This is a genomic window from Amycolatopsis sp. VS8301801F10 (genome assembly GCF_046195355.1).
Classification (GTDB): Bacteria; Actinomycetota; Actinomycetes; order Mycobacteriales; family Pseudonocardiaceae; genus Amycolatopsis.
In genome coordinates, this window is sequence record NZ_CP176065.1 from 9,092,158 (window position 1) to 9,114,458 (window position 22,301).

Consider the following 22,301-nt stretch of genomic DNA (forward strand, 5'->3'; position numbering starts at 1 on the left):
CCTTCCACAGGGTTCAGCGCGCCGTCGGCGCGAATCCGCGGGCGTCGCGGCGGGCCTGGCCGCGGGAAATCCGCAGCGGATCCCAGTCGCGGCCGCGTTCGGGCAGCAGGGCTCGGTCGGCGAAGACCGCGCCGTCGTAGGCTTCGGCCAGCACCGGCCGGGCGAGAATCGCTTCGGCGCACTGCGCACCGCCGACCGCGGCACCGACGACTCCCCCGCCGTGGATGTCCTGTCCGGCGACGAACAGTCCTTCGACCGCGGTCCGCACATCCGGCCGCCGTCCGTGCGGGCCCCAGGACTGCAGTCCGTACGCGGCTCCGCCGGTGGCCAGGGTGTAGCGCTCCTGCGTGAGCGGCGTGGCCGATTCGAGGTAGACGATGCGGTCCCGGAACGGGCCGAGCACCTCTTCGGCGCGGTCGAGCAGGCGGGCGGCGAGTTTCTCTTTAGCCGCGCGGTATTCGGCCACGCGCCGGTAGCGGAACCCGGACGCCGGCCCGTCGCTCACGCCCCACTGCGCGTAGCCGGGCGGGCACGCGGTCATGATCTGGAGGTTCGTGTGCCCGGGCGGGCAGACCGCGGGGTTGCCGGGATCCTTGTGCGAGGCGGATGAGATGAACACGAACGGCAGCTCGTCGAACTGGCCCGCTTCCGTTCGGGCGTAAGCACTTTCGACGTCGCCGCTCGGCCAGTACCAGATGTTGGCCTCGGACGCTTCGGGCAATTCCGCGGCCACGACCGCATAACTGGTGACCAGCGGCAGCCGCATGACCGCGTCCTCGGTACGGCGGACGACGCCTTCGGGGAGGTTTTCCCGGCCACCGCACAACTCCAGCACCGTGCGCCGGTAGTCCGCATTGGACACCACCAGCGGCGCGCGCAGCACCTCGCCGTCCGTCAGCTCGACACCGGCCGCACGCCCGTGCTCGATCAGAATCCGGGCGGCGCGAGCTTTGGTGCGCAGCTGGCCCCCGTGCGTTTCGAGCTGCTCCACCAGCGCGGCGGCCAGCATCTGTCCCCCGCCCACCGGGTAGTACGCGCCGCCGGTCAGGTAGTCGTCAAGCATGCGAATGTGCGCGGCGACAACGGTGTTCGCCGGGGAGGACGCGTAGTTGCCGGACTGCGCGGCCAGCACGGTGCGCGCGGCGGGCGAGAGTCCACAATGGTCGAACAACCGGCTCAGGCTGCGGCGGCTCCAGCGCACCACCGCGGCCGAACCGCCCAATACCGGCTGAGCGCTCGCCGAATACCGGGCCGACGCGGCGATCTCGCCGCAGATCGCCAGATACTCCTGAAGTCCCGGAGCCTCCGCCGGAAACGCCGCCCGCAGCCGATCCCCGTACCGGGACCAGCCTTCCGGCACGTCGAGCCGCACGCCCGGCAGCACGATCCGGTCGAAGCCGTCCGGGTCGAGGCGGCGGAACCGCACCCGGTCCCCGACGCCGAGCCCGGCCAGCAGCGACGGGAGCAGCCCGCCGGGACCGCAGTCGCCGAGGTAGTGCACGCCGATGTCGAACTCGTAGGAGCGCCGCCGCCGGAACATGTGGCAGTTGCCGCCCGCCACGTCGTGCTGTTCGAGCACCAGGACCCGGCGGCCGAAGGCGGCGAGGTAGCCGGCGCAGACGAGGCCGCCGATCCCGGACCCGATCACGATCGCGGCCCAGGAAGGGCTTCCCGCCTCGTTCGGACTCATGCCGGTGACGCTACGGCGGGGCGGTGACCCCGGGCTGACCGCGCGCTGACAGCTGGGGGCAGTCAGCGGCGGGCGGTCGCCCAGGGGTCACCTATTCAGGAGAGAGCATGGCGATCGAGGTCTTTCCGCGCACCGCGAGCCACGTCGGGAAGAGCGTGGCGACCATGCTTACCACGACCGCGAGCAAGACCACCACGGCATAAATCCACAATGGACCAAATGGCAGCCAGCTGTCGGACACCGCCTGGCTGAACGGGACCAGCATGGCGAGCGCCACGGCGGTGCCGAGGACCACGCCGATGATCGCGACGACCATGCCCTCCACGGCCATCACGCCCAGCACCTGAGCCCGGCTCGACCCGGCGAGGCGCTGCAGCCCGAACTCGCGCCGCCGGTGCGCGGTCGAGAGCACGAGCGTGTTCACCACCGAGATCGCCGCGTAGAGCAGGATCATGCCGACCACGAGGTAGTTGACCCAGGCGTTCGCTTCCTGTTCCTGCACGAACTTCGCGGTGAGCGTGTCCCGGTTCGCGACCTGCACGCCGGGCGAGGACTGCGCCAGCCCGTCGAGCGTGCTCATCAGCTGCGAGACGCTCGTTCCCGCCGCCGCGGTGACGAGCACCTGCGACGCGATCCCGTCGGTCGTGTGCGGAGCCAGCGTGCCGGCGGGCAGCAACGCGGTCGCGAACGCTGGCGCGGACCGCAGCGTCGCCACTACCCGCAGGCGCACCTGTGCCCCGTCGCCGAGCCGCAGCCCGATCTCGTCGCCGACCTTGACGCGCAGCCGATCCGCGTGGTCGAGCGGAAGCGCGATGGTGTTGCCCCGCAAGGCGTCCAGCGAGCCGGCAGCGACCTCCGCCGCCCGGGTCTTCGCGACCGCATCGCCGGTGACCCCGGTCAGCGCGAGCCCGTCCTCGTCCTGGCCAGGGTCGGACGGTTTCTCGTTGTAGCCCTTGCTGGTCACGTACGCCGAAGCGGTGCCGACCCCGGGCAGCGAGCGGACCTTGTCGAGCAACCCCGCGCTGACGTCGCCGGTCGACGAGGTGACCACCGCGTCTGCCGACAGGTTCGACGCGTACTTCTGCTTCGCCGATTCCACCTGCGTGGTCTGGAAGTAGAGCATGAACACGGCCAGCGTCGTGGCGAGCATGACCGGCACGACCGCACCGGACATCGGCAGCCAGCGCACCCGGGCGTTGGCCATCGCGAGATAGCCGGACAGCCCGCTCACCGCGCGCACCGGAACCCGCAGCACCGCGACCATCGCCCGGGTGATCCCCGGCGCGAACAGCGCGACCGCCGCCGCGACGAGCGTGACCGCCGGCCCGGCCGTGCTGGCCGCGAGCGGCCCGTCCATCACGGTGATCGTCAGATACGCCAGCGCCACCCCGCCGACCAGGCTGCCGATGCCCCACCAGAGCCGGAACGACGTCAGCCAGCGCTTCGGCGAGACCGCTTCCTGCATCGCCTCCACCGGACGCGTCCGCCCGGCGTACCGCGCCGCGACGAACCCCGCGCCCCACGCGGACAGCAGGCCGACGAGCACGCCCGCCGCGGTCGGAATCCAGTCCTGGTGATACGCCAGCACCGGTTCGAAGACGCCGAACCCGGACAGCCGGTCGAACAGCCAATTCCCCAGCAATTCCCCCGGGAAGGCCGCCAAAACCGTCGCAAGCACCCCGATCACCATGGATTCCGCGGTGATCATGCGGCTGACCTGCTGAGGCGTCGCGCCCACCGCACGCAGCAGCGCGACCTCGCGCCGCCGCTGCTGCACCGACAGGCCCAGCGTGCTGGCCACCACGAACAACGCGACCTGCACGGCCAGCCCGCCGAACACCCCGGCCAGGATCACCAGGATTTCCCCGCCGTCGCTCGCCTGGGCGAACTCGGCCGTCCCCCGCGCCACTCCGGTCAGCGCGACCGCGTGCTGGTCTCGCACCGCGTTCGCGATCTGGGTGCTCAGCGCGGCCGGGTCGGTGCCCGCCGTCGGAAGCACGGCGAACGCGTCGACCTGACCGGTCGCGGGCGTCAGCGCGAGCGCGTCTTCGTGGGAGAAGAACACCGCGTCGGAAGCCATTTTCCCGCTCGCCACCGCGATTCCGACGACCTGGAAGGACCGGACGCCGCCGCGCACGGCAATCTGCACCGAACCGCCCGGCGCGACCCCGGTGGCCGCGGCCGTCGACTGGTCGAGCGCGACTTCGCCGCCGCGCTGCGGAGCCCGGCCGCCGGTCAGCGAATACGGGGCCAGCTCAGCGGTCGCCCAATCGTGCCCCAACGCGGTGCCGCGCACCAGCTTCACGTCCGGATCGGCGGGCAGCGTCGCCGGAATCGACACGTCGGGAATGACCTTCGCGACGCCCGGCACAGCCGCGATCGCAGCCCCGAGCGACGCGTCCAGGCGCACCCGTTCGGGCAGCGTCGCGGATTCGTGGTCCTCGTCCTCGGTGCCCGGATTCGTCGGCGGCAGGTTGTAGTGCTGGTCGCCCGCGACGACCACCGGGGCCTCGGCCAGCCGCTGCGGCGGCACCCGCGGCGAGATCCCGGTCTGCATGAGCCCGCCGCACGCCATCACGATCGCGGTGCCGACGAGCAGCGCGACGAACGTCGCGGTGAATCCGGCCTTGCGGAACCGGAGCGTGCTCAGGGCCAGGCGCAGCATCAGCGCACCGTCCCGACAGTGTTCCGGCCGTCGCGGCCGAGCCGCGTCGTGCGCGCGCTCAACGCGGTCAGCCCGCGCGCGACCTCGTCCACGGTCGGTTCGTGCAACTCGCCGGCGAACTGCCCGTCGGCGAGGAACAGCACCCGGTCGGCGTAGGAGGCGGCGACCGGATCGTGCGTCACCATCACGATGGTCTGCCCCTCGGCCCGCACCGCGGTGCGCAGCAGGTCCAGGATCTCGCTCGCCGACGTCGTGTCCAGCGCGCCGGTCGGCTCGTCGGCGAACGTCACGTGCGGTCGGCTGACCAGCGCGCGGGCGATCGCCACGCGCTGTTGTTGGCCGCCGGACAACTCACCGGGGCGGTGCCCGCGCCGTCCGCCGAGCCCGACCTGCTCGACGATCCGGTTCACCAGCGCCGGATCCGCCCGTTTGCCCGCCAGCCGCAGCGGAAGGGTGACGTTGTCGATCACGTCGAGCGACGGCAGCAGGTTGAACTGCTGGAAAATGAACCCGATGTGGTCGCGGCGCATCCGGGTCAGCTGCGCCTCGTCGAGCCGTCCGAGGTCTTGGCCGGCCAGCACGACCGTGCCGGAATCGGGCTGGTCGAGACCCGCCGCGCAGTGCAGCAGCGTGCTCTTGCCCGAACCGGACGGCCCCATCACCGCGGTGAAACTGCCGCGGGAGAACGAAACGGAAATCCCGTCGAGTGCGACGACGCGGGCCCGGTTCCCTCCGTAGAACTTGGTGACGGAGCGGAGCGTCACCGCATCCGTGCTTGGCTGTCCGGACTGGTACATCGGTCACTCTCCCAGGAGCGTCGGGCTATGGAAGAAAGCTACGAGCGCCGGGGGCCGATTCCGATAGTGCTAGCTCTTCGATCCGGACGGGTCCTAGCACCCCTGCCGGGAAAGCCCGGAACAGCACATAATCGGGATATGCCCACCACCGATGCCCGCGAGCCGGCGCCCTGGTTCGCGAGGGGCGGCCTCGCGGTCCTGCACAGCACCGCGCTGGGCCTGCTCGCACCGGTCGAAGTGGCGCTTTTCGCACTCCTGGCCTGCGCTGCTTCGCTGCTGGGCCTGGGAGTCGGGGTGTTCCTGATTCCCCCGGTGGTCTACGCCGTCCGCGCGGTCGCCAATCTGCAGCGGAAACTGCACGGTTCCTGGACCGGACGGGAGGTGCCGGAACCGTATCTCCCGCTGCCCGAGGGCACCCGGTTCTTTCAGGTGTTCGCGCGGTTGCTGGCCGACCGCGCCACCTGGCGGGACACCGCCTGGCTGCTGGTCGACTGCACGATCGGCTGCCTGCTCACGCTGGCCCCGCTCGCCCTCGTCGTCGACGGCGTGCGCGGGCTGCTGATGCCGCTGCTCTACCCGGTTCTGGACGATCTGTGGCTCGGCGATTGGTATGTCGCGCTGCCCGTGGACAATCCGGCGGTCGCCTGGATCGCCGTCGTGCTGGGCCTGCTGCATTTCCCGCTCGCGCTCTGGGCCGCCCCGCATCTGGTGAAGCTGCACGCGGCGCTGGCGGCCAAATTCCTTTCCCCGTCCGAAAGCACCGTCCTCGCCCAGCGCGTGCAGCACCTCACCACCACCCGGGACGACGCGGTCGGTCACCAGGCGCTGGAACTGCGCCGGATCGAACGCAATCTGCACGACGGCGCGCAAGCCCGGCTGGTCGCGATGGGCATGACGCTCGACGCGGCGGCGAAACTCGCCGAACGGCAGCCGGAAGCGGCGAAGAGCCTGCTGGAAGAGGCCAAGGCGAGTTCGGTGAAAGCCCTGCAGGAACTGCGCGCCCTGGTGCGCGGGATCCAGCCGCCGGTGCTGGTCGACCGCGGGCTCGCCGACGCGGTCCGCGAACTCGGGATGGAAGCGACGCTCGAGATGGAGACCACCGTCGACCTCCCCGGCCGGTTCGCGCCCGCCGTCGAGACGGCCGCGTATTTCACCGTTTCCGAGGTGCTCAACAACGCGATGAAGCATTCCGGCGCGGATTCCGGGAAAATCGACGTGCACCATTCCGCCGGACGGCTGTCCATCACGGTCACCGACTACGGCAAGGGCGGCGCGGACCCGGCGAAGGGCACCGGCCTGCGGGAACTCGAACGCAGGCTCGCGCCGCTGGACGGATTCCTCACCGTGCTCAGCCCGCTCGGCGGACCGACCTCGGTGGTCATCGAAATCCCCTGCCTGCCGGTCGGCTGACCGCCGGGCTTGCAAGGGAACTCGGACAAGGTGTGGTGGAACCTGGGTGGTTTCGTCGGTGTCTTGGGCTAGGCGGCGGGCGGCTTCGGTTTCGATGGGCCGTGGGGTTCACCAGCCCCAGCAAGGGAAACCGTGCCCGGATCCCGCCCCAGGATGCGGCGGGCTCCGGGCCGGTCCTGCACCGGCCACGCCCAGCAGCAGCTGCGGGTCCCGCCCGTCGCCCCACGGACCATGGCGATGGGCGCTGGAGCCTCAGCGGCGCAGGTACGCGAGCACCGCCTGCACCCGGCGGTTGCTGTCCTCGGACACCGGCAGCTGCAGTTTCGCCAGGATGTTGTTGATGTGCTTGGACACCGCCTTTTCGGTGACGTACAGCTCGGCGGCGATGTTGCTGTTGGACCGGCCCTCGGCGATCAGCCGGAGCACCTCGTTCTCCCTCGGGGTGAGGCTTTCCAGCGCCTGGTCGCGCGTGTTGTGCGTGAACAGCCGCGACACCACCTCGGGGTCCATCATCGTGTTGCCCGCGGCGACCCCGCGCAGCACGTCGACGAAGTGGTCGCCGTCGAGCACCCGGTCCTTGAGCTGGTAGCCGACCGCGCCCGCGCCGTCGGCCAGCAATTCGTTGACGTACAAGCGTTCGACGTACTGCGACAGCACCAGCACCGGAAGCCCGGGCACCTGGCGGCGCGCCTCGATCGCCGCGCGCAGGCCTTCGTCGGTGAACGACGGCGGGAGCCGGATGTCGACCACGCCGACGTCCGGCTTCTCCGTGACCAGCGCGGCGAGCAGATCCGGGCCGTTGTCGAGCGCCGCGACGATCGTCATCCCGTGCGCTTCGAGCAACCGGACCAGCCCGTCGCGGAGCAGGAACTGGTCTTCGCCGATGACCACGCGCACAGAGCTTCACCTTTTCTTCGCCGCGGCAGTTCCGCTCCCGATTATAGGGGCGCGGACGGCTCGTTTTCTCCGGCGAAGGCGCACATTCCCAAAGTTCCGCGCATCGGGTCGTAATCGGCGAGCACCGCGGGAGGGGCGGCCCACAGCGCGGTGACGGAACGTCCTTCCGCGACCGGTCCGCCGGTCAGGCCGGGTCCATAACGGTCCGCTGGGGCGAGCCGATCAGCCTCGCTCCGCGCGTCGGCTGGGTCGATTCCGGGCAGCAGCGCGACCCGGGTGCTGCCCGCTCCGGTCTCGAACAGCAGCGCGGCCGCCGCGTCGGCTGGCGGCCGCACTCCGGCGTACGGCATTCCGCGCTGCTCCATGATGAGGATCAGCACGCGCCGCATCGGCTTTCGGCGCACGTATCCGGCCGCGACCCGAAGAGCGAGAAAACCGGCGAGCGGGCCTTGCCCGGAAACCGAGTACGTCATCGGGCCGCCCGGCAGCACCGCGGTCAGGTTGACCGGAGCGGACAGGCGCGGGTCGAAATCGGGTCCGTCGTGGGCGACGACGACCAGGTCGATCGGCTCGTTCACCTGCCCGTGCAGCAATTCCCCGGCCAGGGTGAGGAACGTGTTGCCACGTGCGGTGGCGACCAGGTCCGGCGAGTAGCCGACGTCGTGTCCGGCGGCCAGATCGGTGAAGTACCGCGTCATGATCGGACCGTCGAGCCGATCGGCACCGGACTCGAATCGCCGGTGCAGCGCGGTTTTCAGCCCCATCGGCAGCACGGCGAACGGGGAGGTGCGCGTGGCCGCGACGGGAGCGCCGGCACTGAACATCAGCCCTCCACCGCGGGAACCGGCAATCGGTGCAGCTGCTGGCGGCGCAACAGGTCCTCCGGCTGATCCCGCTCACTGATCACATAGGACTGTCCATCATGGACCAGCACCTCGGCGGGATAGCCGTGGCTGAGGAACAGCACCGGCGAGGCGCTCGGGCCGTAGGCACCGGAACGTTCCACGCCGATCAGGTCGCCGGGCCGCACCGGCGGCAGCGGGATTTTCTTGCCCAGCACGTCGTTCGGGGTGCACAGCGGTCCGGTGATCTGCCAGGTTTCGGTGACCGGTTCGTCGATCCGGTTGAGCAGCCGCATCGGGAAATCGCGTTTGACGTAGGAGCCGACGCCGACCGCCGCCATGTGGTGGTTGGTGCCGCCGTCGGCGACCGCGAAGTTCTGCCCCAGCGAGGTTTTGACATAACGGACCCGCACGACGTACGTGCCGCTCATCGCGGTGAGATAGCGGCCCAGCTCCATCACCAGCCGGGTGCCGGGATGCCGGGTGGCGAACTCGTCGATCACCGGGTTGAGCCGCGAGGTCAGCAGCTCGAGGTCGAGGTCGCGTTCGCCGTCGAAATACGCCACGCCGAGCCCGCCGCCGACGTCGACCAGGTCGAGCCCGAAGCCCAGCCGCGCGGACAGCTGCTCGGCGAGCGCGAAGATGCGAGTGGTGTTCTCCACCACCGATTCCTCGCTGAGAATGCGCGTCCCCATGTACACCTGCACACCCATGATCCGCACGTGCGCGTGCCGGGAAACCAGGTCTTCGGCGGCGAACAGCTGTTCCTCGTCGATGCCGAACTGGCGCGGTTTTCCGCCCATGGTCAGTCCGGAGCCCTTGACCGCGAAGCTCGGATTGACCCGCAACGCCACCCGCGCCCGCACTCCGCGCGCCGCGGCGAGCCGGTCGATCAACGCCAGTTCCCCGAAGGATTCGCAGACGATCGCCGCGATGTCCTCGTCCAGACAGGCTTCGAGTTCCGCTTGGCTCTTGCCGGGACCGAGGAAAATGATGTCGCCCGGCTCGACCCCGGCCCGGCGCGCGGTGCGCAGTTCGGCGAGGCTCGACACCTCGGCGCGGGCCCCGTTGTCGTGCAGCACAGCCAGAATCGACACGTTCGGGTTCGACTTGAGCGAGAAGAAGACCTCCATCCGGTCGTGCAGTTCGCGCCGCAGCCGGGCCATCCGGCCGGACAGCTCGCCGCCGTCGTAGACGAACAGCGGAGTGCCGTAGCGGTCCGCCAGTTCGGTGATCCCGACGCCCTCGATCTCCAGTTCCGTACTCATCAGGTTCTGCTCCTAGTGTTCGAAGACCATCGCGGAAAACGTCGAGCCGAGGCCGACCGAAACCATCAGGTAGCGCTCGCCCGGGTTCAGCAGCCCGAGCCGGATCGCGGTGTGGTAGTTGAGAAACGGGTCCGCGCAGAAGCAATGGCCGGTGCGCGGGACGTTGCCGAGGAAGATCCGTTTGCGCGGCACGGCCATCGCCTCCGCCGCGCGGATCCACGAAACCTTGTTGACGTTGTGCGGAAGCACGAGCGCGAGCTCGCCCGCCGCGCACCCGGCGGCCTCGAGCGCGGCGCGGGTGACGTCGCCCAGCGCGTCCGGATAGATCTGCCGGAAGACCTTGTTCTGCTCTTCGTTCGTGATCACCTCGCCGCCGGGACCGCCGAGCGTCGTCGTGGCGTACCCGAGCAGCCGATCCCGTTGCCCGCCAGGGGCGACCAGCACCGCGGCGGTCCCCTCGCCCATGATCGCGACGTCCGGGATGATCTGCGCGGCCGGGGTGAAAGCCTTCTCCCCGGCGAGAATCAGCGCCAGCGCGTCCGGGTCGCCGTCCTGTTCGAGCAGCGCGCCGGCGAGGTCGAGCGCCAGCAACCCGGACGCGCACGCGTGGTCGGTGACGGTGAAGGCGAGCGCGTGCCGCAATCCCAGCCGCTGCTGCACCTCGGCCAGCGGATCGAACGGATACGGCGACGCCGCGGGCACGGTCTTCGGCCGCAGCACGTACCGGACGCGCTCCTCGACCCCGGCGAACCCGTCGAGCTTCGCGACCGCGCCGAGCAGCATCTCGGCCTCGGACTCGGGCGACCGGCAGACCTCGGACAACCCGTAAATCCGATGCAGCCTGCGCAACTGGGCGTCGGTGAGGCCAAGCGCGCCCTGCAGCGCCGCGATCGGCACCGCGGCGGGCAGGTAACTGGACACAGACATCAGGCACGTCACCCCGACAGCGTCCCAACCGGCACTGACGCGCCGCTGACGCGCGGCTTTCACCCGGTCGCGCACCACCGCACGACCGCGGCGGCCGTAGACGCCGAAATGGACGCCCGGCTCGGCGGCGAGCCGGGCCAGTCGCTCACCCGGCTGAGGGGCAAGCGGCAGCGTCCCGGACCGCGGTGATCAGCGGGATTCCGCTCGTCCGGCTACCGTCGAAAGCATGCGCGTACTCGTCGCCGGAGCTTCCGGGTTCGTCGGCAGACGGTTGTGCCCGGCGCTGAAAGACGCCGGGCACGACGTGCTCGCCATGACCCGCCGCCCCGACCACTATCGCGGCGCGGGCGAGCCGGTCTACGGCGACGTCGCCGACATCGGTTCGCTGCGGGACGCGCTCAAGAACGTCGACGTCGCCTACTACCTCGTGCATTCCCTGGACAGCACCGATTTCCAACAGCGCGACGCCGACGCCGCCCGGGCCTTCGCGCGGGCCTCGGCGGACGCGGGTGTGCGGCGGATCGTCTACCTCGGCGGGCTCGGCGACGACGGCGACTCGCTGTCGGAGCACCTGGCCAGCAGGCGCGAGGTCGAACGGCTGCTGGCCGAGACCGGCGTGCCGGTGACCGTGCTGCGCGCGGGGATCGTCATCGGGCACGGCGGCACGTCGTGGGAACTCACCCGCCAGCTCGTCGAGCGCCTGCCGGTGATGATCACCCCGCGCTGGGTCGGCACGCGCACCCAGCCGATCGCGCTCGCCGACGTCGTCCGCTACCTGACCGGCGTGCTGGAGCATCCGGAGACCGCGGGCGCGACGTTCGACATCGGCGGCCCGGAAGTGCTGACCTACCGGGACATGCTGCAGCGCGTCGCGGTCATGGAGGGCAGGATGCTGGCGATCGTGCCGGTCCCGCTGCTCACGCCCCGGCTGTCGTCCTACTGGCTTTCGCTGGTCGCCGACATCGACGCCACGACCGGGCGCGCGCTGATCGATTCGATGGGCAACGAGGTCGTCGTCCGCGACGACGCGATCCGCCGGATCGTCGAATTCGAGCCGATGGGCTACGACGACGCCGTGCTGCAGGCGCTCGGCGAACGAGCGAGACAGCGGCGGGCCAGGTGAAAGCGTTCCTGACGGCGGTGACCGCGGCGGGGTCCGGGCTGCTGGGCGCGTCTTTGGCCAGCAAACCGGGTTCCCGCCGGTTTCACGCATTGACCGCTTCGGTGGCGGCGACCTGGTTCGCCGGAGCACGCACTGCCGGACCGGTGTCCCGAGGTCGGCCGGACGTCGTGCAGCCAGTGCTCGTGGGCGCGGGCGCGTTCGGGGTGTTTTACGGCTGTGCGCTGGTCGCCCGCCGGATTCCGGTGCTGCGCCGGGCAATCACCGGCGTGCTCGGCCATGCCCACCACGGCTCGACGCCTACCGTGGTGACGACGGCGCTCGTAACCGGTGTCGCGGAAGAGGTCTTCTTCCGCGGCGCGCTTTACGACGAGTTCGGCGCGCGAGACTCGATCGTGCTGTACGTGCTGTCCACGACGGCGACGCGGAATCCGGCTTTGGTGCTGGCGTCCGCGACCATGGGAACGCTCTTCACGCTGCAACGCCGTTGGGGCGGCGGAGTGCGAGCGCCGATGCTGACGCACGTGACCTGGTCCGCCTTGATGATCGGCTTCCTGCCGCGGCTGTTCCCGCCTCAGGATTCCAGCAGCGGCGGAGTCGGTCCGTAAGCATTGGCGCGGGCGGCCCGGGCGCGGGCCCCCGGGATGCCGGTGAGCAGGCGCAGCAGCCGATACGGCGGGGCGGCGGGACGACCGCGTTCCCTCGCCCGGGCGGCCCGCTGTTCGAGCCGGACCTGCTGGGCCTGCACCTGCCGGATCGCGGGTTCGCGTTCGGCCTGGATCCGCGCGAGCGCGGCGTCGGACAACTCCCGCCCGAGATGGTTGGCCGCGGCGACGGCGTCCTGGACCGCCATGAGGATCCCGTTGCCGCCGACCGGCGAGATGACGTGCGCGGCGTCGCCGATCAGCAGCAGCCCCGGCCGCCACCAGCGCTCCACCCGGGAAATGTCGACCGACAGCAGGGTCGTCTGGCCGAAGTCGGTCAGCAGATCGGCGCGGTCGGCCAGCCACGGCACGTGCTCGGCGAGGAATGTCCTCATCGGACCGACGCCCTGCTCCCGGGCTTCGGCGTAGCCGCCCTTGGGCAGGCTGTAGCCGACCTGCCAGCCGCTGGTCCCGGCGAGCAGGCCGACGTAGTGGTCCCGTCCGAAGAAAAGGTCCACGTCGGCGTCCGGCGGGTCTTCGGGACGGTGCGGCAGCCGGAACCACAGCAGGTCGGTGGTGGCGCCGAGCGAGCGGGCCGGAGCGTCCGCGAGACGGCGGATGCGGGAAAACCGGCCGTCCGCGCCCACCACGAGCGTCGCGGGCTGGTCGTGGGTTCCGGTGTCGTCGCGGTAGCGGACGCCGGTGACGCGACCGTCGCCGTCGCGGATCAGGTCGACGACTTTGGCTCCGGTGCGCACGTGCGCAGCGGGCAGCGCAGCGGTTTCGGTCGCGAGGAAATCGAGGAAACGCGCCTGCGGCATGAGGGCGACGTAGTTGTACGGAGTGGAGAGTTTGCCGTAGTCGGCGGTGGTGATCGACCCGGCCGGGGTGTGGAACCGGAAGAAGCGGGCTTTGTGGTGCGGCAGCGCGAGCAGCCGGTCGGCGAGGCCGAGCCGGTCGAGCAGTTCGAGGGTGTAGGGGTGCAGCGAATCACCGCGGAAGTCTCGGTCGAAGTCCTGGTGCGCCTCCAGCAGCGTGACCGGGATTCCGGCCCGCCCGAGCAGGTAGGCGAGCACCATTCCGCCCGGACCGCCGCCGACGACGACCACGGGCGCCCCGGCCGTCCTTCCGCCAGCGGGACTGCCCTGGGCGAGTTCGCTAGATTTTCTAGCCATATGCCCCAGTGTAGCCCACCGTTAGAATTTCTAGCTACTATGCGCCCCGTGGCGGACAAGCAGGCGGCGCGGGAGATCTCCCTGGCGGTGCGGCGGCTGCTGCAAGCGGGCCGCGGCATGCAGGCGGCGCTGGCGCGCAGGCTGTCCCTGCGGGTCACCGACGTGCAGGCGCTCGACCAGGTCGTGTCCAGCCCGGAGCCGATCGGGCCGGGCGAACTGGGCGCCCGGCTCGGCATCACCTCGGCGTCGGCGACCGTGCTGGTCGACCGGCTCGCCGCCGCCGGGCACCTGGCCCGCCGCGCCGACCCGGCCGACCGGCGGCGCGTCCACCTCGAGGCCACCGGCCACGCCCGCGAGGACGTCCGGACCGCGCTGGGCCCGCTGCTCGCCGACATCGAAGCCATCACCGAGCGGCTGGAGCCCGAGCACGTGCCGGTCGTCCTGTCCTTCCTGGACGACGTCGCGGCCGCGATGCGCGCCTACGACCGGCGCTGAACCGGCTGCACGCCCCGCTTCCGGGTCAACAGCGTCCACCCGATCAGCCCCGCGAACGCGACGACCAGCAACGCCTGCGAACAAGCCGCCGCGGTATCGAACGGCAGCGTGTACACGCCCACGATCCGAAGCACGGAATCGGCGGTCAGCCCGAGACCCCACACCAGCGAGAGCTGGTACCAGCGCCGCCGCAACGTCGCATCATGTGCGGTGGCCTCGAATTCCCGCTGTTGCTCGTCGCCCGCCGAATGCGCGAAGCGCCGCGCCGCGTAGTACGCGAGCGGACGGTTGAGCACGCAGCTGCCAACCAGCGCCACGCCAGCGCAGAAAGTGGTCACCGATTCCTTCGCCAGCAACAGGCGCGGGTCGCCGGTGAGGAAGCTCAACCCGAGCCCCAGACCGAAAAGCAACATGAGGAACGACGAGAACAGATCGAGCCGCCGCTGCGCCACCGCGACCCAGACCGTCCGCGCTCCGGCGACGATCGTGCCGATCAGCAGGGACACGTAGGCGCTCGCGCCGAGCAGGTTGGCCGCGTAGTAGGCGACGACGGAGAGGCCGACGTCCAGGAACAGCGTGGTGATCATCGTGCGGGCGTGCGTGGTCATGCCGTACTCCCCGATTTTGGCTCGGCTGCTGGGATTCGGGAAGAAACGCTACGGTCGCCCTCGCCGGGCGTCTTGCCGCCGCGGGCGTATCCCGGGTGGAGAAATCCGGGCTCGGGTGGAGGGATTTCTCCACCCGGGGATACGCCGCGCACCGCACGACTTCGAGGCCGTTCCTCCGTAGTTTTCTCGGCATCGGAGCAAAAGCGAAAGGCAGGAACAACCCATGAGCGGACCCGTGGAAATCGTCCTGATCGCGGCGGCGATCGGCTACCTGATGGTGCGGCGGGTGATCGGCGAACCCGCGCAGGCCAAGCAGATGCTCATCCTGCCCGCGGTGCTGACGATCGTCGGGCTCAGCACGCTGTCCGGCGAGGTGAAAACCGCGGCCTCGCTGGTGTTCCTCGTCGGGACCGCGGCGATCAGCGTCGTCCTCGGCGCGCTGCGCGGAGCGACGGTGCGGATTTCTCAGCGCGACGGGGTCGCGTTCGTCCGCTACACCGCGGTGACCGTCGGGCTGTGGGTGGCGAACATCGTGGTCAAGGTCGGCGTGAACCTCGCGCTCGACGCGTTCGACCCGCAGGACGCCGGCGGTGTCTCCAACAGCCTGCTGCTCACCCTGGGCGTCGGCATCCTCGCCGAAGGGCTGGTCGTGCTCTACCGCGCGCTGCGCGCCGGACACCAGGTCATGTGGGCCCAGGGCAGCGACGGCGCGCCCGCGCAGACCTCGCCGCTGCTGGACAACCTCCAGCGCAACCTCACCGGCCGTCCGGCCGGATGGAACACTCAGTCCGCCGCCGACGACGCCCGGCCGACGAGGAGGAACCTGGTCCCATGAGGACGCTGGAGCGGACGCCCGCGCTTCTCGGGCAGTACCGGGACGAGCTGATCCAGCCCGTCCTCGTCCTCACCGCGATCGCCTGCACCGCGGTTCAGTGGCCGGACGCGTCCATCGCGTACCGGCCATTGGCCTTGCCGCTGTTCGTTCTCACCTCGCTCGCCGCGCTCGGCTCGCTGCTGCCCTGGTCCCGGCTGGCCGGGAACCTGCAGATCGCCCTGATGAGCCTGTACCTGCTGTTCAGCTCGCTGCTCATGCCGCTGGTGCATCCGACGTTCGCGGCGATGTTCCCGTTCGTCGCCGCGTCCGCCGCGGGGATCAAGCTGGCGTCCCGCCGGGCCGCGGTGACCATCGCGTCCTGCGGAGCCGTCGTCGCGGCCGGGACGACCTGGGTGGTCGGGCAGCTTTCGCCGGACTTCGTGCAGTGGCCGGTGTGGCTGACGCTGACCGTGGCCCTCCCGGTCGCCTTCGGCATCTCGCACCGCGACCGCGCCGACGCCATCCGCAGCGCACAGCGCGCCGCCGAATCGGCCCAGCGCGCCCGCGAGTCCGAAGCCCGCGAGGCAGCGCTCGTCGAACGAGGCCGGATCGCGCGCGAGATCCACGACGTCCTCGGCCATTCGCTTTCCGGGATCGCGTTGCAGCTGGACCTGGCCGACGCCCTGCGCGACAGCGGCCGCGACGAGGAAGCAGCCGCCGCGGTCCGCAAGGCACGCGCCATCGCCGTCGACTCGATCAGCGAGACCCGCCGTGCGGTGCAGGCGCTGCGCGAGGACACCTTGCCGTTGCCCGAGACGTTGCGCCAGCTGGCCGAACACGCCTCAGCCGAGTTCTCGATCGAAGGCGAGGCCGGCGAGGTCGGCCCGGAAACCACGCACACCGTGGTCCGGGCGGCACAGGAGGCGATGACCAACGCGGCGAAGCACGCGCCGGGCGCGTCCCGGAGCCTCCGGCTGGCCTTCACCGCCGATCGGGTAAAGCTGACCGTGCGCAACGGGCCCGCGACCGAACCCCTCCGCGCCGAACTGGCCGGCGGCTCCGGCGTCGGGCTCGTCGGCATGCGCGAACGCGCCGCCCTGCTCGGCGGCACCCTGCGAGCAGGCCCGGCCGGCGACGGCTGGACCGTGGAACTGGAGCTGCCCCGATGACCGACCGCCCGATCACCCTCGTTGTCGTCGACGACCAGGCGACTGTCCGCGAAGCGCTCGCGGTCATGCTCGACCTCGCCGAGGACGTCGACGTCGTCGCGACCGCGACCAACGGCGCGGAAGCCGTCCAGGCGGCGCGGGAGCACAGCCCGGACGTGGTGCTGATGGACCTCAACATGCCGGTGCTGGACGGGGTCGGCGCGACCGGGCGAATCCGCGAAAACCAGCCGGACACCACGGTTCTCGTGCTCACCACGTTCGACGACGACGAATCGATCCTGGCCGCCCTGCAGGCGGGCGCGAGCGGGTATCTGACCAAGGAAGCGGACCGCACCACGATCCTGCACGCGGTGCGCACCGCGGCACAGGGCCAGACCGTGCTCTCGCCCGAGGTGCAGCGACGACTGCTCGCGCTGGCCGCGAAACCGGCCCGCCCCGCCGAACCGGATCTCGGGCTGACCGCCCGCGAACGGGAAATCCTGGGCCTGATTGGCGACGGACTGCGGAATCCGGAAATCGCCGCGAGGTTGGTCATCAGCGAGGCTACGGTGAAGACCCATATCAACAATCTCTTCGCCAAGGCTGGGTTCCACTCCCGTGCCGACGCTGTGCGTTATGCGTTGAACCATCAGGACGGCTTGCGCTCGCGTTAACCGAAGCCGCGAGCACCCGGACCACAGCCAGCCCGATCGACCACTGGCTGGTGCTGGGTCGGTGGAATTCCGGCGGTGGCGGGATTTTCTTACCCGGGCAGGTCTTCGAGGCTGAGCCGGAACCAGTCGTCCCGGGTCACGACGTGCAAATCCGCGCCCCGCCCGAAAACCCGGGCCTCGCGCGGCACTTCCTGCCCGTCGGGAAGGACGAGCCGGTACTCGCCGGTCGCCCGGAGCCGGTCGCCGTCCAGGACCCCGGCGACCAGCCGATCCCGATCCGGCCCGTAACCGCCGTACAACGCGATCCGGGAGCCCCGTATTGCCAAAGCAGTGGCGCTGCGGATTTCGTTGTGCCACCCGGTCACGCCACCGGCACGGATCCGGACGATCGGCCAATCGGGGTAGAAGCACGCCCACGCGGTGTCGCCGTCGACGTTGAGCGTGTAGCAGTCCAAAACATGGCCCCACGCCATCTGTGCAGACCAGGGGTAGCGCCATTCCTCAGTCAAGTCGGCCGAGACCCGGACCGGCCCGCTCCGCTCGAAGCAGCCGACCCAGATCTCGCCGCTGCCGGTGGATTGCACGTGGCCGATTCCGTCGCCGAAAGTCTGCTCGGCCACCGCTTCGCCCTCGGCGTCGTAGACAATCGCGTTGCGCTCCGGCCGCCAATCGCACCGAGCCCCGGCAACCAAGACGCGACCGCCCGGCAGCGGTTGCACCGTCGGATGTGCCAGCCGAAGATCCGGAATCCGCGCGGCGACCGCCATCTCCGGAACGTGCACCGTCACCCGCACGCCCGGAACCGCCGCCGCGCGGTCCGACCACACGGCCATCAACTCGCCCAGCGGGCCGATGGACTCCGAGATCCGCACGTCCCCCTGCCGCGGCGGTACGACCCGCGTGTGATGCCAAGCGGGAACCGTCGGCAGAGCCAAAACTTCCGCCCGGCGCGCCGCATCCCTACGCTCCCCCATCGAGATATCCGACCACACCGACCTCCGCTGGCTCCACCGCATTTCCCCGCCAGCCCCGCGCGGTCACGGATACCACCCCGGCAACTCAACTCGGGTTGAGGTCAAGGCGATCCACCGCCGACCGCAAATATTCGCGAACCGACTCCGCTTCCGACGAGCCGATGCGGTCGAAGATCTCCAGCGCCGCGGTCAAATGCTCCCGCGCCGCGTCCCGATCGCCTCGCGAAACCGCGTACCTGCCGAGCCCGGCCAATGCCTGGGCCTGCTCCAGGGGGCTGTTCACCTCTCGGGCCAGCGGCAACGCCCTCCGGTACCGCGCGCCCGCCTCCTCCACCTGTCCGGTCGCCAGCAGCAGCGCGCCCATGTGGTTGAGCGTCTCGGCCTTGCCCAGCTGGTTGCCCAGTTCGGTGAAGATGGCCAACGCCTCGGCGTGGCACTTCTCCGCGGCCTCGACCTGTCCGAGAAGACGTTGTGCCGCACCGAGTTCGTTCAGCCCGAATCCTTCGCCCAGCCGGTCGCCGAGCGCGCGGGAAATCGCCAGCGCCTCGTGATGCGCCTCGACCGCCTTCCCCGGTTCGCCGATCATCCGCCAGGCCACCGCCAGGCTGTTCAGCGCGAACGATTCGTGGAAGCCGTCGCCGAGCCTGCGGAAACCGCTTACGGCGCGGGTGTTCGCCTCGACCGCGCCGGGGAAATCGCCGAGTGCCCGCCGCGCGACTCCCAGTTCGTTCCAGGCGTCCGCCTGTCCCAGGAGATCGCCCAGCTCCTCGTAAATGCTCAGCGCGTGCTCGTGCGAGCCGACCGCGGCCCGGTAATCGCCGCCGACCAGGTACAGGATGCCGAGTTCGTTGCGGGCGTGCGCTTCCCCGCTGCGGTCGCCGAGTTTGATCGCCATCTCGAGCACCCGCTGGAAAATTTCGATCGCGCCGGGATAGTTGTCGAGACAGCGCCGCACCGCGCCGAGCTGGCTGAGCGCGGAGGCCTGCCCTGCCTCGTCCCGCAGCCTGGTGTAGCTCTCCAGCGCGGAGGCGTGCGAGACCGCGGCGGCCGGGTAGTCGCCGATCCGCCGTTGCACGCTTCCCAGGTGGTTCAGGGCATGCGCCCGCGCCGCCTCGTCGCCGAGGTGCTCCGCCGCGCGCACCGCGGAATCATGCAGCCGCAACGCCCGGTCCCAAGGCCCGGCGACGTAAAGAAACTTGGCCAGACACGCCGACAGATCGACGACCTGGTGCTGCCAGCCGTGCCGGATGGCGTGGTCCGCGCAGGCGAGCAGGTTGACGGCCTCGACCCGCATCCACCGCCACGCCTCGACGCTGCTGCCCATCCGGGTGCCGCGTGCGCCGCGGCGCCGGGGCGGGCGGCTTTCGCGGAGTCCGTCGGTGGTCACGTCCTTGGCGATGTGCACGGCCGCGTCGGCGGCGGTGTCGCAGTAGTAGTCGAAAAGCCTGCTGACGGCTCGCTCGTTCTCCTGCGGGTCGTCGGCGTCGCTGAGGTTCCGGGAGTACTCGCGGATCAGGTCGTGCAGCCGGTAGCGGTCGAAAGCGGGCTCCTCGAGCATGTGGTCGTCGTAGAGGGCGCCGAGGTGCGCGCCGGCCTCGGCCACCGGAAGGTCCGCCATCGCCGCGGTCGCGTGCGCGTCCAGTTCCGGGCCGGGGTGCAGGCCGATGCGCCGGAAGAACTGCTGCTGGCCGGGGCCGAGTTCGCGGTAGGACAGGTCGAAGGCGGCGGCCACCTCGATGTCCTCCGCCCGCAGCCGGCCGAGCCGGTCGTGCGTCGAATCCAGTTCGTCCGCCAGGTCCTTGACAGTCCACTGTGGACGGCTGCGGAGCCTTCCGGCCAGCAGGGTCACCGCCAGCGGCAGCCATCCGCACAACCGCACCACGCGCTCGACCGCTTCGCTCTCCTCGGGCCGGATCGCGCGGCCGGACAACCGCACGAACAACGCGGACGCCTCCTCGGCGGGCAGCACGTCCAGCGCCACCGAAACCGCCCCGTCGAGCGCGGTGAGCCGGCGGCGGCTGGTGGTGATCACCAGCGAGCCGCTCGCCGCCGGAAGCAGCGGTTCGACCTGCTGGTGGCTCAGCGCGTCGTCCAGGATCAGCAGCACCCGCTTGTCCGCCAGCCGGTCGCGCCACAGCGCCGCCCTGGCGTCGAGCCCGGTCGGCATCTGCCGCGCGGTCACCCCGATCATGGTCAGCAGCGACGCGAGCGCGTCCGCCGCTTCCACCGGCCGTTCCCCCGGGGTGTGCCCGTGCAGCCGCAGGAACAGCTGACCGTCCGGGAACCGGTCCGCGAGAAGGTGCCCGGCGTGCACGGCGAGCGCGGTTTTCCCGACTCCGGCCATGCCGTCGATCGCGTGGATCGCGACCATCCGGCCGGTGTGCACCGTGTCGGCGATCTCCTTGAGCACCTTCTTCAGTTCCGCGGTCCGGCCGGTGAACGCGGGCGCGTCCCGGGGAAGCGTGCGTTTCGCCAGCCGGCCGTTCGCGCTCTCCCGCTCGCGCCGCGGCGCCGGGACCGGCGGGTCGGCGGGCGGAGGGACCACGGACGGCGGTTCGCCGAAGGGGTCGCCGGGCAGGCTCGCCCAGCCGGTCGTCTCGCTTCCCTTGAGCGACACCGGAAGGGGCCGCCACGTCTCCGCGCGGCTGTCGTGGCTGTGCCGCACCACCTCGTCGAAGAACCACTCCGAAACCATCATCGCGAGAACGCTCGAAGACCCGGCCAGCGCGGACTTCAACGCGGTCGAGTCGACCAGCCGAAACGCGAGGACGACCGCGTTCGACGTGACGCCGTGCTGGTCGTAGTGCACCTCGCCGCCGTGCACAGCGAGCCGCAGCCGGAGCTGTTCTGCCGCGTCGGCGACCCGGTTGTGCACCTCCAGCGTCTCGACGATCGCGCCGGGAAGCGTTTCCGTGAAGACCGCTTTCGGTACCTCCGGCGGAGCGAGCACGAGCACCCCGTCGCCGCGGTCCTCGTGGTAGCACGCCTCCCAGGGGATGCCCGCTTGCCGGAACGCCCGGCGCAGCGTCTGGTACATCGTGTCGCGGACGGAAAGCTGGTTCCCGTTCGTCCGGCTCCGGTCGCTGAACCCTTCGACGTCGGCGACGAGGATCGTCCGGTGCACCGCCGCGGCGCGGGACTGGCCGTTCCCGTGTCCGGGCAGCAGGCCGAGGACGAACCGCTTGACCTGCCCGTAGACGAGCGAATCGCGGTCCGCGGGCTTGCAGATGCCCACGTGGTCCGCGTCGACCGGAATCGGCCGGACCCTCGGCAGGCCCGGATTGGCCGACGCCTCGTCCACCACCCGGACCCGGCGGGTCAGCCGCGTTTCGAAGAACACCAGGTTGGCGATCCCGGTCTCGTCGGCCCAATCCCGGTACCGGTCGTTGAGCTGCCGCAGGTACGCGCTGTTGCGGCGCAGGTCGTCGACCGCGGGCGTGCCCCGGTACAGCACGCCCAGCGCGTCCACCGCCCTGGTCAGCCCGGAACCGGTGTGCGGCGTGCCCAGGAACACGACGCCCTTCGCCGCCTTCGCGAAGCACGCGAAATCGGTCCGGCTCTCGGCGGCGTGCAGCAGGATCTCCTTCACCAGCAGGCCGCCCATGCTGTGCGTGACGAAGCACAGCGGACGCTCGCCAAGACCGGCGTTCTGCAGCTGCGCCATCAGGTTGACCGCCCGGTCCGGCACCGGCATCGACCGCCCGCGCCATCCGCTCGACCAGGCGTCGTACCCCACGGTCCACACCGCGACCCCGGCGAGGTCGGCGGCCAGCCACCTGGGCCAGAACGTCCCGTCGCCGCCGCGGCGCCACGACGCGCGGGCATCGCCGTCCAGCCCGTGGACGAATACGACGTCCAGAACCGCCGGACGCGGGACATGCACTGCCACGACCGCCGTCACTGCCGATCTCCCCTGCGCGTCCGCCCTTCACGCCCCCATAGCCGCCACCGGCCCGCCTTCGCGAGCGACCGGCAGAATCCGGGCAGGCCGCTCCGTCGGTTCAACGGTCGCACGGCGCGTTGTCGATGGACAAGAGCCGCCCGGTACCGCGATCGGGCCGGGCTGAGCCGGGCCGACCGGGGCCAAGCTGCGAAAACAGCCGTGGTTCTCGCGGATTTGTCGCTATCGCGCCGAGAAGTGCCGCCGCCGCTG

Annotated in this window: 18 protein-coding genes; 7 read left to right on the forward strand and 11 right to left on the reverse strand. The window is 70.8% G+C overall.

What is annotated here, in order from left to right; genetic code table 11:
* Positions 1-13: 13 nt before the first annotated feature.
* The 3 genes from F9C11_RS41615 to F9C11_RS41625 all read right to left on the reverse strand — a co-directional run bounded on the left by F9C11_RS41615 (position 14) and on the right by F9C11_RS41625 (position 5,152).
* On the reverse strand, positions 14-1,690 hold the full coding sequence (locus F9C11_RS41615) for a phytoene desaturase family protein (RefSeq protein ID WP_409182813.1): 1,677 nt from the start codon (positions 1,688-1,690) through the stop codon (positions 14-16).
* 91 nt (positions 1,691-1,781) lie between these two features.
* Complete coding sequence (locus tag F9C11_RS41620) at positions 1,782-4,355, reverse strand: ABC transporter permease (RefSeq protein WP_409182814.1); 2,574 nt, start codon at positions 4,353-4,355, stop codon at positions 1,782-1,784.
* Positions 4,355-5,152 (reverse strand): ABC transporter ATP-binding protein, encoded by a 798-nt coding sequence (locus tag F9C11_RS41625; protein ID WP_409182815.1) that lies wholly within the window; start codon positions 5,150-5,152, stop codon positions 4,355-4,357. The genes F9C11_RS41620 and F9C11_RS41625 overlap by 1 nt, the downstream gene beginning before the upstream one ends.
* 138 nt (positions 5,153-5,290) lie before the next feature.
* On the opposite strand from F9C11_RS41625, the gene F9C11_RS41630 reads away from it, so the two are divergent.
* A complete protein-coding gene (locus F9C11_RS41630; protein ID WP_409182816.1) occupies positions 5,291-6,562 on the forward strand; it encodes a sensor histidine kinase in 1,272 nt (423 codons plus the stop codon).
* A gap of 252 nt (positions 6,563-6,814) precedes the next feature.
* Here F9C11_RS41630 and F9C11_RS41635 read toward each other — a convergent pair whose 3' ends face one another.
* Genes F9C11_RS41635 through F9C11_RS41650 form a run of 4 tightly spaced genes read right to left on the reverse strand, consistent with a single transcriptional unit; the run spans position 6,815 to position 10,496 of the window.
* Positions 6,815-7,459 (reverse strand): LuxR C-terminal-related transcriptional regulator, encoded by a 645-nt coding sequence (locus tag F9C11_RS41635; RefSeq protein ID WP_409182817.1) that lies wholly within the window; start codon positions 7,457-7,459, stop codon positions 6,815-6,817.
* A gap of 41 nt (positions 7,460-7,500) precedes the next feature.
* Positions 7,501-8,283, reverse strand: a complete 783-nt coding sequence (locus tag F9C11_RS41640) for a hypothetical protein (protein ID WP_409182818.1) — start codon at positions 8,281-8,283, stop codon at positions 7,501-7,503.
* Positions 8,283-9,569, reverse strand: a complete 1,287-nt coding sequence (locus F9C11_RS41645; RefSeq protein WP_409182819.1) for a type III PLP-dependent enzyme — start codon at positions 9,567-9,569, stop codon at positions 8,283-8,285. Before F9C11_RS41645 ends, F9C11_RS41640 begins: the two co-directional genes overlap by 1 nt.
* Before the next feature lie 12 nt (positions 9,570-9,581).
* Entirely contained in the window at positions 9,582-10,496 is a 915-nt protein-coding gene (locus F9C11_RS41650) for a 3-oxoacyl-[acyl-carrier-protein] synthase III C-terminal domain-containing protein (protein WP_409182820.1), read from the reverse strand.
* Positions 10,497-10,722: 226 nt separating this feature from the next.
* On the opposite strand from F9C11_RS41650, the gene F9C11_RS41655 reads away from it, so the two are divergent.
* A complete protein-coding gene (locus F9C11_RS41655) occupies positions 10,723-11,619 on the forward strand; it encodes an NAD(P)H-binding protein (RefSeq protein ID WP_409182821.1) in 897 nt (298 codons plus the stop codon).
* Positions 11,616-12,224 carry a CPBP family intramembrane glutamic endopeptidase gene (locus F9C11_RS41660; protein ID WP_409182822.1) on the forward strand — a complete coding sequence of 203 codons (609 nt, stop codon included), beginning with the start codon at positions 11,616-11,618 and terminating at the stop codon, positions 12,222-12,224. The genes F9C11_RS41655 and F9C11_RS41660 overlap by 4 nt, the downstream gene beginning before the upstream one ends.
* On the opposite strand, the gene F9C11_RS41665 is transcribed toward F9C11_RS41660, so the two are convergent.
* The gene (locus F9C11_RS41665; RefSeq protein ID WP_409182823.1) at positions 12,191-13,435 is read right to left on the reverse strand and encodes an FAD-dependent oxidoreductase; all 1,245 of its coding nucleotides are present in this window, start codon (positions 13,433-13,435) and stop codon (positions 12,191-12,193) included. The two genes, F9C11_RS41660 and F9C11_RS41665, sit on opposite strands and share 34 nt — an antisense overlap.
* 39 nt (positions 13,436-13,474) lie before the next feature.
* On the opposite strand from F9C11_RS41665, the gene F9C11_RS41670 reads away from it, so the two are divergent.
* Entirely contained in the window at positions 13,475-13,930 is a 456-nt protein-coding gene (locus F9C11_RS41670) for a MarR family transcriptional regulator (RefSeq protein ID WP_409182824.1), read from the forward strand.
* Here F9C11_RS41670 and F9C11_RS41675 read toward each other — a convergent pair.
* Entirely contained in the window at positions 13,915-14,538 is a 624-nt protein-coding gene (locus tag F9C11_RS41675; RefSeq protein ID WP_409182825.1) for a VC0807 family protein, read from the reverse strand. The two genes, F9C11_RS41670 and F9C11_RS41675, sit on opposite strands and share 16 nt — an antisense overlap.
* 223 nt (positions 14,539-14,761) lie before the next feature.
* On the opposite strand from F9C11_RS41675, the gene F9C11_RS41680 reads away from it, so the two are divergent.
* The 3 genes from F9C11_RS41680 to F9C11_RS41690 are packed head-to-tail and all read left to right on the forward strand — an operon-like array spanning position 14,762 to position 17,174.
* Positions 14,762-15,373, forward strand: coding sequence for a DUF1453 domain-containing protein (locus tag F9C11_RS41680; protein ID WP_409182826.1), 612 nt, complete (start codon positions 14,762-14,764; stop codon positions 15,371-15,373).
* Positions 15,370-16,521 (forward strand): sensor histidine kinase, encoded by a 1,152-nt coding sequence (locus F9C11_RS41685; protein ID WP_409182827.1) that lies wholly within the window; start codon positions 15,370-15,372, stop codon positions 16,519-16,521. The genes F9C11_RS41680 and F9C11_RS41685 overlap by 4 nt, the downstream gene beginning before the upstream one ends.
* A complete protein-coding gene (locus tag F9C11_RS41690) occupies positions 16,518-17,174 on the forward strand; it encodes a response regulator (RefSeq protein WP_409182828.1) in 657 nt (218 codons plus the stop codon). Before F9C11_RS41685 ends, F9C11_RS41690 begins: the two co-directional genes overlap by 4 nt.
* Before the next feature lie 89 nt (positions 17,175-17,263).
* On the opposite strand, the gene F9C11_RS41695 is transcribed toward F9C11_RS41690, so the two are convergent.
* The gene (locus tag F9C11_RS41695) at positions 17,264-18,046 is read right to left on the reverse strand and encodes a hypothetical protein (protein WP_409182829.1); all 783 of its coding nucleotides are present in this window, start codon (positions 18,044-18,046) and stop codon (positions 17,264-17,266) included.
* 187 nt (positions 18,047-18,233) lie between these two features.
* Positions 18,234-22,049, reverse strand: coding sequence for a tetratricopeptide repeat protein (locus F9C11_RS41700; RefSeq protein ID WP_409182830.1), 3,816 nt, complete (start codon positions 22,047-22,049; stop codon positions 18,234-18,236).
* Positions 22,050-22,301: the final 252 nt, after the last annotated feature.